Annotated in this window: 10 protein-coding genes; all 10 read right to left on the reverse strand. The window is 58.2% G+C overall.

Features of this window, described 5'->3' with window-relative positions:
- Position 1: 1 nt before the first annotated feature.
- Genes ABWO67_RS06360 through ABWO67_RS06405 form a run of 10 tightly spaced genes read right to left on the reverse strand, consistent with a single transcriptional unit; the run spans position 2 to position 9,445 of the window.
- On the reverse strand, positions 2 to 844 hold the full coding sequence (locus ABWO67_RS06360) for a tetratricopeptide repeat protein (RefSeq protein ID WP_353149141.1): 843 nt from the start codon (positions 842 to 844) through the stop codon (positions 2 to 4).
- Positions 844 to 1,854, reverse strand: coding sequence for a type II secretion system F family protein (locus ABWO67_RS06365; RefSeq protein ID WP_353149143.1), 1,011 nt, complete (start codon positions 1,852 to 1,854; stop codon positions 844 to 846). Before ABWO67_RS06365 ends, ABWO67_RS06360 begins: the two co-directional genes overlap by 1 nt.
- 13 nt (positions 1,855 to 1,867) lie before the next feature.
- Entirely contained in the window at positions 1,868 to 2,797 is a 930-nt protein-coding gene (locus ABWO67_RS06370) for a type II secretion system F family protein (RefSeq protein WP_353149145.1), read from the reverse strand.
- The gene (locus ABWO67_RS06375) at positions 2,797 to 4,155 is read right to left on the reverse strand and encodes a TadA family conjugal transfer-associated ATPase (protein WP_353149147.1); all 1,359 of its coding nucleotides are present in this window, start codon (positions 4,153 to 4,155) and stop codon (positions 2,797 to 2,799) included. The genes ABWO67_RS06370 and ABWO67_RS06375 overlap by 1 nt, the downstream gene beginning before the upstream one ends.
- Positions 4,152 to 5,471 carry a pilus assembly protein CpaE gene (locus ABWO67_RS06380; protein ID WP_353149150.1) on the reverse strand — a complete coding sequence of 440 codons (1,320 nt, stop codon included), beginning with the start codon at positions 5,469 to 5,471 and terminating at the stop codon, positions 4,152 to 4,154. The genes ABWO67_RS06375 and ABWO67_RS06380 overlap by 4 nt, the downstream gene beginning before the upstream one ends.
- A gap of 20 nt (positions 5,472 to 5,491) precedes the next feature.
- Positions 5,492 to 6,838: a type II and III secretion system protein family protein gene (locus ABWO67_RS06385; RefSeq protein ID WP_353149153.1), complete on the reverse strand. Its 1,347-nt coding sequence runs from the start codon at positions 6,836 to 6,838 to the stop codon at positions 5,492 to 5,494.
- 41 nt (positions 6,839 to 6,879) lie between these two features.
- Positions 6,880 to 7,860, reverse strand: a complete 981-nt coding sequence (cpaB, locus tag ABWO67_RS06390; RefSeq protein WP_353149155.1) for a Flp pilus assembly protein CpaB — start codon at positions 7,858 to 7,860, stop codon at positions 6,880 to 6,882.
- A gap of 18 nt (positions 7,861 to 7,878) precedes the next feature.
- On the reverse strand, positions 7,879 to 8,340 hold the full coding sequence (locus ABWO67_RS06395; protein ID WP_353149158.1) for a TadE/TadG family type IV pilus assembly protein: 462 nt from the start codon (positions 8,338 to 8,340) through the stop codon (positions 7,879 to 7,881).
- Between the two features lie 16 nt (positions 8,341 to 8,356).
- Positions 8,357 to 8,914 carry a TadE/TadG family type IV pilus assembly protein gene (locus ABWO67_RS06400; protein ID WP_353149161.1) on the reverse strand — a complete coding sequence of 186 codons (558 nt, stop codon included), beginning with the start codon at positions 8,912 to 8,914 and terminating at the stop codon, positions 8,357 to 8,359.
- A 3-nt stretch (positions 8,915 to 8,917) separates the two neighbouring features.
- On the reverse strand, positions 8,918 to 9,445 hold the full coding sequence (locus ABWO67_RS06405; protein ID WP_353149164.1) for an A24 family peptidase: 528 nt from the start codon (positions 9,443 to 9,445) through the stop codon (positions 8,918 to 8,920).
- Between the last annotated feature and the right edge of the window lie 18 nt (positions 9,446 to 9,463).

Consider the following 9,463-nt stretch of genomic DNA (forward strand, 5'->3'; position numbering starts at 1 on the left):
CTTAGCGCAATAAGGGCGTGTGACCATAAGGGGCGGTCATGGGCGCATACAGCGATTGCCCGGCATACTCGTCGCGCGGCAACTGAGCGCGGACGGTAGGCGTTCCCAATGTTCCTGCGCGCAATTCGCTGGCCAGTCGATAAACTTGCTGGCGTGCATCTTCGGGCAGCTGGGCTTGGTCCATGAGGGCTTGCGCTTGCGCTGAGTTGCCCTCGAGCAAAAGCAGCAATCCCAGGTTAGCCAGAACCTTGGCGTTGCCGGGGTCGAGTTCGGCGGCCTGTCCTAACGGCAGGCGAGCCTTGGACACGTCGCCCGTATGCAAGCGCGCATAGCCAAGGTCGTTCAAGATTTGTACGTTGGTAGGCTGCAGTGCTGCCGCAGTGGCAAGGTGAGCGGCCGCTTGCGAGTAATCGGTATTCGATGCCGCAAGCAAACCCAAGCCGTGCCAGCCCTCGGCCGCCTGGGGTGTGTTCAGCAATGCCTGGTAGGCGACCCGGCTTTGTTCGGCTTGTCCGGTCATGCGTAGCGCATTGGCGCGCGCGGCATCCAGGTTTACGTTCCTGCCGAACTGTTGGGTGTAGGCATCGATGTAAGCCAGCGACGCAAAGTAGCGTTGCTGCTCTTGTGTTTCGCGGATCATGGCCATCAGTACGTCAGGCTCGCTGGGGGTGTTCTTGCGTGCGCTGTCGGCTTCATGCTGACGCACCAGTGTTTGCTTTTCTTGCTGTTGCTGTATCAGCTTCCAGGCAGTATCTGACTGACCGGTAGAGCATGCCGTAAGGGCCAGGCAGCTTGAGACGGCAAGCGTAAAGGTCCATGTCTTGCGTAGTAAGTGTTGGCGCACTATCCGCCTCCCATACGTGATAAGCCGCGGATGACGGCAAGGAATCCCGCCCCGCCAGTAATGATCAGGAGTGCTGGCATTAATGTCAGCACCATCACGCCGGTCATTTTGACGGTCAGTTTTCCGGTTTTTTCTTTTAGGTCCAGCTTGCGCTGTTCGCGCAGGCGTTCGCTGAAATGGTGTAGAGGCTGCTGCGTGGCGCCACCATGCTGGTCTATCTGGACGATCAATCGGCAAATGGCCGACAAGTCGTCGTTGTCGAAACCATTGCTCAGCCGCAACAGCGACTGTTCGCGGCTTCGACCGCGCGCATGCTGGTCTACGGCGATTTTCAACTCGCCGCTTAGTACAGGCATGACCTCTGCAAACTCATGTACGACGACATGCAGGCTTTGATCCACAGACAGGCCTACCCCCTGTAAAAGGCGCAGCAGATCAATCAACAAGGGGAGTTCTTCTGCCGCAGCCAGTTTTCGTTTGGCAATGTGCCGTTTGATGCTCCATTTAGGCAGCATCCAGCCCAAAGCGAAACCAAAAAATATCAATATGACCGTGGTCAGTAGCGGCGAACCCGGCAGGCCTGCATTGCCCAGCCCGAGCAGGCAGATCACTGGCAAGCCCATGCCCAGCGCAACACGCGCAAAGAGAAAGTACGCCCGGGCGCGAGCAATATCCTGGTAGCCGGCTGCATCAATCAGTTGACGATCCTCCTCGGCCAGCAATGCTTCACCGAATCGGCCTGCCCCCCAGCGGGCTCCCAGCGTGGCCGCCGTCCCCAGCGCGCTGGATAAGTGTCCTGCGGGCGCGTCGACGGGAAGATGATCACCCATTGCGATCGAGTCGCTTCTTTTGCGTTCGGCGATGGCCCTGTCTACCGTTTCCTGGCTTTGTCCCTGCCGCACGGCGCGCAGTAGCAACGTGATACCCGCCAGCAGTATGGCCAGCGCTACAGCGACTATCGCCGCAGCGATAACGTCGTGTTCGTTCAGGTGGGAGATCCATGTCGGCATACTTTGTTTCCTTTTATGCCAGCCTGGCCATGCGATATAGCCAATAGGAACCGATAACCTGCAATGCAGCGGCCCCGATCAACAGCTTCCAGCCAGCGGGGTCGTGCCACATACCCATGAACAGCGCGTTGTTGAACATGATGATGAAGCCAGCAATTCCTAGCGGAAGCAAAGCCAGCACCCATGCGGACAGGCGCACTTCGGCCGACAGTGCAACCAATTCCCGCCGGGCGTAGGTAAGGTCGCGCATGAATCCGGCCATACGTTCAAGCACATGGTCGCTGCGCCCGCCGAAACGGATGGCAACGCCGATAATGGCGGCAACCAGGTACAGTTCGTGCAGGCCATACTGCCGTCCTGTCTGGCGCAGCGCGATGTCCAGTTCCTGGCCGCTGCGGCTGGCGGCATTGGCACGCTGCATGATCTCCAGCAAAGGTTCATCGACCCTGCCGGCGGCTGTCTGGAATGCGGCCGTCAGGCTGTTGCCTATCGCCATCATGCGCACCATGTTCTCCAGAAAGTCGGGTAGTTGCTCGACCGCCTTGCGGTGTCGTCGGTCCGCTTTCATGCATAGATATACGCAACATCCCATGCCTGCAAGGGCAAGCGTAGCGCCTGCCGCCATCACGCCTGATAGCAACCCGGCCAGGGTGGCCAGCAGCAAGGGGAAGCCTAACAGCCGTACATAGAAACCGGCGGTAGGGAGGATGCCTGCCCGCAGCAGAAACGTGTTCCAGTTTGCGGGGCCCGCACGCCATACGTGCTGCTTCTGCAATTCAAGCTGGGTGGCGCCGCCTGTCGAATAATGGCGTTGCTCGATTTGGTGCTGGATGAAGCTGGTCGCAGCAGTGCGTTCGGCACGCTGTCTGGCTTGTTGCCACAGCAGAATGCCGCCCGCCACTGAGGCAAGGGCAATAGCCGCCAAGGACAAGATGAGCACCATTAGCGCTTCCTGCCCCAAAAACCGCCGCCGTTATCTGGCGCCGGCGGGTTGTCTCTGGCCCGATCTGCGTCGTACCATTGGTCTCGCATACGCGCCAATTTTGGCGTGTGTGGGTGTATGCCGAGACTTTTCCACTTGTCTTGTTCCTGGCCTTCAGGATCGATATAGGATTCGTGTCGATACAATTCCTGCGTCGATATGACGTTATCGCCCATGCCTGTTATTTCGGTGATGGACAGGATGCGGCGCTTGCCGTTGGACAATCGGCCGATCTGGATAATGAAATCAAGCGCGCTGGCGATTTGCCGACGCAGGCTGTCTTCGCTTCCCTGATAGCCCGCAAAGCCCGCCAGCATTTCTATCCGGTACAGGCATTCACGCGGCGAGTTCGCGTGAATTGTCGTCATGGAGCCTTCATGCCCTGTGTTCATGGCCTGCAGCATGTCCATCACTTCAGCGCCACGCACTTCGCCCACTACTACGCGATCGGGTCGCATGCGCAGGCTGTTGCGTATCAGGTCGCGAATGCTGACCAGGCCATTGCCATCGTAACCGCCTTGCCGCGCCTCGAGCCGCACGACATGCGGGTGGTTCAGCGACAGCTCTGCCGTGTCTTCTATGGTTACGATGCGCTCAGTTTCAGGGATGAAGAAAGCCAGTGCGTTCAATAACGATGTCTTGCCGGAACTCGTGCCGCCGGAAATCAGGATATTGCAGCGGCTTTGGACTGCGGCTTCCAGCAAGCGGAATATGTCATCGTTGTAAGTGCCTAGTCCTAACAGGTCTGAGGGTGTCAGGGGTTCCTGGCGAAATTTTCGAATCGAAACGGTGGGGCCATCTACCGCCAGCGGTTCGATAATTACATTCAGGCGTCCGCCGTCGGGCAGGCGCGCATCGACCATGGGTGTGGATTCATCAAGCCTGCGGCCCAGCGGCGCCAGAATGCGGCGCACAATGCGCAATATGTGTTGGTTGTCGGAAAAGCGTATGGGTTCAAGCGCCAGCACACCCAGGCGCGAGACGAATACCTTGTCATAGCTATTGATCAGAATGTCTTCGACGGTGGGGTCTGCCAAAAGGTCTTCCAGCGGGCCCAGGCCGGCCAGTTCTTTGGTGAGTGAAGAGGCCACCTGATGCACTTCCGATTCGTTAATCGGTATGCGCTGCTGGCGGACGAATCCCGCGACCTCTATTTCAACGAAGTCCTGAATCGCCTCGCGCGACCAACGGCCAAATTCCGCGCCCAATTCTTCTATGCGCGATAACAGATGTTCGTAGGCGGAGCTTTTCACTTCCTGGAATCGAGGCGTACTCGAAAAGTCATCATCGCCAAATTGAACTGAACCAGTCACTATCATGTTTGTTGTCCTTGCCTCTGATCTCGTCGGGCTGCGGTGTGCCGGCGTACTGCGGCGAATTTTTCGGATAGCCAATGGCTGCTTTGGGCGGGGGCGATGGGCCCGGGGAGCAGCCCGTGGGTCAACGCCTGGAGCGCTTTGACATATGGGTCGCGTCCCTTTCCGTCGATCAGCAGTTTGCCGATGTTCATGCTGTTTCTTAACGCCAGCGTGTGATCTGGCAGGGTGCCTTGCAAGGTCAGCTTGAAACGGTCTGCAATTTGTGCCGCGTTCATGCCGTAGCGCGGATCGTAGCGGTTGACGACCAGCCGTATGCCGCTGCGGTCGAATTGTTGTTCATCCAGTTCGTCCAGCAAGTCGGCCAGCGATACCAACGCGCCAACGCTCTGATCCGTGACCACCCACGTATGAGTCGCTGTTTGTGCGAGTCCGGCTATGAATTGCGGATTGGATAGCCCGCCGGCGTCGGTGATCAGCAAGCCGAAATAGTCACGCAGACGCTCGAACAGGGCGAGGGAGTCGGCGAGCGAGGCGTCGCGCATTTGTTCGAGCGTGCGCGGCAAGGCCAATGCGCTAATGCCCGCTTGATTGTGGGGTAGTGCGGAACTTAATAGTGTGTTGTCAAGGCGTCGCAAATTTTGCACCGCATCCATAAAATGGAAATCGCTGCGCATATTCAAATAAAGCAGGCAGTCTGCCACCGGCATGCCCAGATCCAGTAGGCAGGCTCGCTCGGATAACGGGATGCCTTCCGGGCGCACCGAGGTTTTTGTTATGGATTTGCCATGGTTGCCGGGGTTTGCAGCCAGCGTCAGCCGATTTTGCATCAGTCCCGCCAGATGTACGGCCAAGGTGCTTGTGCCCACACCTACACGGGCTCCCAGCAAAAGGATACTGCCTTGGCACGATGGCGTCCCACTGGTTGTGCCGGCCGCAAGCAGCATCCGATGCACGGCATCCAGGAAGTCATGCTTTTGATCAGGGTCGATAAAGTCGGTGACTCCGGCCCGCAATGCTGCGATGGCCGTGCCGGGCTCGGATAGTTTTCCTATTGCCACCCGTGGAATGTGCGGGAAAAGGCGGGCAAGCATGGTGGCTTGATGCACCGATCGTTTCAGCTGTTTATCATCGTTATGCGGCATGAAGTCCAGGAACGCCATCTGGGGCTGCATTTCCGTGAATCGCACGGGTAGCGCTTCATCCGTGGGGCACTCCTGGGTCAGCAGACCCAGACCGTCCAGGGCCGCGCTTAGTTGAGATCCCAAAGCCAGGTTCTCGGAATAGAACAGAAATCGGTGATTCTTCTGCAACATCATCTCCTGTTCTGACTTGAGGTTTAGCGCGAGAAACCGGGCATTTGCTGGCCGCCTGCCGGGCCAAGCAGGTAGTAGCCCCAGGCATTGGTCGCTGTGTTGCGTTGTTCTTGGCGGGCGCCGGGCAAGGGCAGGGCAACGCCCTTGGCGATAGGCCGCACAAGGTGGGGCGTAACAATGATGACCAGTTCGCGTTCTTCTTGCGAATAGCGCACGCTGCGGAAAAAGCTGCCAAGAATGGGGATGTCGCCCAGGAAAGGTATCTTGCTGACATCGGCCATGGTTTGTCGGGACACCAATCCGCTGATCACAAAGCTTTCGCCGTCGCCAAGCTCTATCGTCGTGTCGGCGCGCCGCGTGGTCAGTGCTGGCATCAGCGTAGTCTGGTCGCCATTGGAAATAGGGATGGCATTGGCATAGTCCAGCTCGCTGGCTTCGGGCGCCACCTTCAAGGCAATGCGATTGGGCGCCAACACGGTCGGCGTAACGGTCAGGCCTATTCCGAAAGATTTGTAAACGACGGATTGCACACCCAAGCCTCCAGCTTGAGGTACCGGTATTTCTCCACCTGCCAGGAAACTTGCACTTTGCCCGGACATGGCCACCAGTGTTGGCTCGGCCAGTATCCTGGCCATGCCGGAGTTTTCCAGCAGCCCCAGGGCGGAACTGAAGTTGGTGACGTTATAGAACAGGGAAAAGCCGTTGCTTAGCAGCGAGGTGGGACCATTAAGATTGGCGCCTGCACTCCAGGGGCCGGAACCGCCGGCTCCAAAGCGTATGCCCACATCTTTCATGACACTGCGTTTGAGTTCCACAACTTTGACTTCAACCTGCACCATGCCGCTGTGGGAAATGGTCGACGCATCCGTTACCTGGCCCTTGCCAGCGACAGATTTGGCGGACTCCGAGGCGTTCTTGTGATCCAGCAATGAAGCGGACTGACCCGTTATGATCGCTTGCGCGCCAGCCGCATCGATGTCGGCCTGGGGCGATACCCCCCGGCGGGACAAGGCATCTTCGACACTGCCAATGACTTGAACTTCCCAACGCAGAGGGGTGTTGCGGCCTCTGACCCATACCTGGACTTCTGTCTGCCCCGGCTTGTTGGCCACGAGCAGAACGGCGCTGGGCCGGTTGGAGGCGTCCGAAAGTATCTTGACATCGGCTACGTCAGGATTGCCAACGGCCACGCGCGAGGCTGTTCCTGAAAATGACAAGGTACGCTGACTTTGCACAGGTACCGAAATTTTTTGCACTGATGCCGATGCGGCTGCCGGGGTGCTACTTGGCGTAGTCTGGGCAAGGGCCTGCGTTGATATCGCCATCATCAGGCCAGCTATGCAGCACAGCTGCCTTATGTTGTTGTGCATTCCCGTGCTTCCTGTACTTATCTGTTTTCTGAACTGTTTCATTAATAACGCACACGCTCTGACTGACTGCCGCGGATGACTTCGATGGAGCGTCCCTGGTTGCGAGATCCGGCTGATTGTGCGGGTTTTGCCGGCGCTTTCCCTTCGGGTTGCGACGATGATGCAGCGACTTCAGAGAGGCTTTCCCCGGCGTAGGCGATGTTGTCTGGTTGTTGTAGTTGTTGCTGTTGCTCGGGTTTGAGACCGGCGCGTCCTTTAAGTACCGGATCGCGTGCCGCGAAAAGCGCCGTATCGGGAAGCGCAATATCGTTCGGCGCGCGCAACGCCAGTTGCAATTTGCCGTTGCGGGTGGCCAGCAGCAATTCATTGACATGCGCCAGAGGCACCGCCAGCATCGCCGTGCGCGGGGGCGCCGCTGGGGTGTTTTGACGCTTATTGTCATCTGGCGTGGCCGCGCGGGAGACGGGGCCGTCGACGGACTGCGCGCCATAGGCCAGTACGCGCGTCCGAGATAGCAGCAAGCGCGCCTGAGTGCTGGCAATTTCCCCGTCCTTGGCCAGGGTAAAGAAGACGTCCACCATGTCGCCAGGTTCGATTCGATTCACGGCGCCCGCGACTTCATCTATGGCGATGCTGACTGCGCGCTCGCCGTCCTTCAAGTGCGTTGCCAGGCCCTGAGCCAGCATGCCCCGCGTGACCGGGTCGCCAGCGGGCACATCCACGCGCAAGACCTCTCCGAGCAATAACCGATTATCGGTAAAGCCATTGGCGGGCAAGACTGGCCAGTGGGCGGTTTGCAGGCTTTCAGCGGTGAGCGCGCTTCCGGCAACAAGGGCCTTGGCAGCGACTACAACCGCATAGGTTTGCTGTTTGACTGGCGCTTCGTTGACGCTTGCAACAGGCGCAGGTGTGGCGGCAGCGACTTCAGGCGCGGGACTGCGGGCGATTTGAAAAGCGATGATTCCCAGCACTGCAGCGAGAAGTATCAGCAAGACGGCAACAGTCTTGAGGACGGGGTTCATACGGGAAACTCCACTTATTTATATTTGAACGATCGCACTTGCGTTCAGGGTTTTGGGCAGCAAGCTGTCGGGGTCGGTAGTGAAGACGCGGGCCATCCCGCGCATGATTTCCAGCAGAGGCCAGCCTTCGACCGTGCCGCTGACTTTGACGGTTGCGCAAGATACTGCAGGGTCAAATGGGCAGGCCGATTGATCGGGCAGACACTGAAAATGGCTCATGGAGTTCAAGAGAATGTCGGCCTGCGCTTGCGCAGATACCTGTACGCAGGCGGTGCTTGCAGCGTTTGAGTCACCCTGGAAGCTGGCCACCAGAGCCATGCGTGCGCCGTCCGCCGCCAGATGGGATATCTTCTGTTGTGTCCAGAACAGAACACCGTAGCTGACAATGCCGAAGCAAATCATAAGCAGCAAAGTCAGGCTAAGCGCAAACTCGATGGCGGCTGCACCTTCCTGGCTACGTTGATTTTTTGCAGTAATCACAGGTGGGCGCTCCATCTCATGGACTCCCTTGGGGTGCCGATTGCGACGCGATGCCAAGGCTGACGCTGGCCTCTGCGCGCAGGTATTTTGGTACAGCATTGTGCGCCAGGAAATGGGGGCCAAGCAGCGGTACAAGCGGAGCAAAGTGGTAGTGATAAAGCAATACCACTTTGAACTGGTCGGCGTGCTGCGCCTGGCAGCTCGCGGGGCTGGAGGGCGCCTGCGCGGGTGGTGTCACGCCATCGACTGGTGCCAGCGAACCGTAACAAGTTTCCACGGTCAATGCGTCTTTTCCGCCCAGTGCGTTCACCCAACCGGCCATGCGATTGGCTTCGCTTTCCGCTGCCACGGCACGGGCGTCGCGAGTGAGCTGCCAGCCTAGCGCTTTGCGTGCCCCGTTTTCCGCCGCTGAATTCAAGGATTGTTGCGCAGCGAAGATAAGCGCGTAGGTCAGGACGGTGTAGAAGACAAGAAAGAATAGCGAGAACATCAAGGCAAATTCAACGGCATATACACCTTGTTGTACCCCGGAAGCCTGGCTGTTGCGGCCTGATGTTCTGCTGTTATTCATCATGGATCAACGACTAGCTAGAGTCTGAAGCCAGGTTTCGTCGTAGAGCGCTTGCCATAACACCCCAGCCAGGGCGCCTATCGCCAGGTAGGCCGCATAAGGAATGCCGCGTCGCAGGTCAGCGTTCTGCCACCATGCGGCACGCGCCGTGGCCCAGCCTTGAAGTAGCACGAGGGCCATGGCGTGTGCGGCGGCCAGTATGCTGCCTATCAATAACGTGGGCAGCAATCCGGCAAGGCCAATACAAAACCCCAATATCCCGATGAATTTCACGTCACCTGCCCCAACCGCCCGGAAGCGCCAGAGAGGGTAGAAAAGCACCAGACTCACGAGCAGCCCAGTCAGGGCTTCGGGCCAGCGAGCGACGACACGCACGTCTGGAAAGTAGCCAAAAGCAGCAATAGTCATCCAGACGGTCTGTACTGCCAGCGCAACCAGAATTAACTGGTTGGGTACTCGGCGGAAACGGAAGTCATATGCAATTACTGACAAATTGAACAGTAGAAACAGGTACTGCCAAATATATTCCATCATTAAGCCGGGTGTTCTTTA

It is taken from the genome of Pollutimonas bauzanensis (assembly GCF_040393045.1).
GTDB lineage: Bacteria > Pseudomonadota > Gammaproteobacteria > Burkholderiales > Burkholderiaceae_B > Pollutimonas > Pollutimonas bauzanensis_A.

Bases quoted from the DNA above. Each gene is read 5' to 3' on its own strand.
- cpaB (WP_353149155.1), bottom strand. From the start codon at position 7,860: ATGAACCCCGTCCTCAAGACTGTTGCCGTCTTGCTGATACTTCTCGCT.
- ABWO67_RS06380 (WP_353149150.1), bottom strand. From the start codon at position 5,471: ATGATGTTGCAGAAGAATCACCGATTTCTGTTCTATTCCGAGAACCTG.
- ABWO67_RS06400 (WP_353149161.1), bottom strand. From the start codon at position 8,914: ATGATGAATAACAGCAGAACATCAGGCCGCAACAGCCAGGCTTCCGGG.
- ABWO67_RS06365 (WP_353149143.1), bottom strand. From the start codon at position 1,854: ATGCCGACATGGATCTCCCACCTGAACGAACACGACGTTATCGCTGCG.
- ABWO67_RS06375 (WP_353149147.1), bottom strand. From the start codon at position 4,155: ATGATAGTGACTGGTTCAGTTCAATTTGGCGATGATGACTTTTCGAGT.
- ABWO67_RS06370 (WP_353149145.1), bottom strand. From the start codon at position 2,797: ATGGTGCTCATCTTGTCCTTGGCGGCTATTGCCCTTGCCTCAGTGGCG.
- ABWO67_RS06405 (WP_353149164.1), bottom strand. From the start codon at position 9,445: ATGATGGAATATATTTGGCAGTACCTGTTTCTACTGTTCAATTTGTCA.
- ABWO67_RS06385 (WP_353149153.1), bottom strand. From the start codon at position 6,838: ATGCACAACAACATAAGGCAGCTGTGCTGCATAGCTGGCCTGATGATG.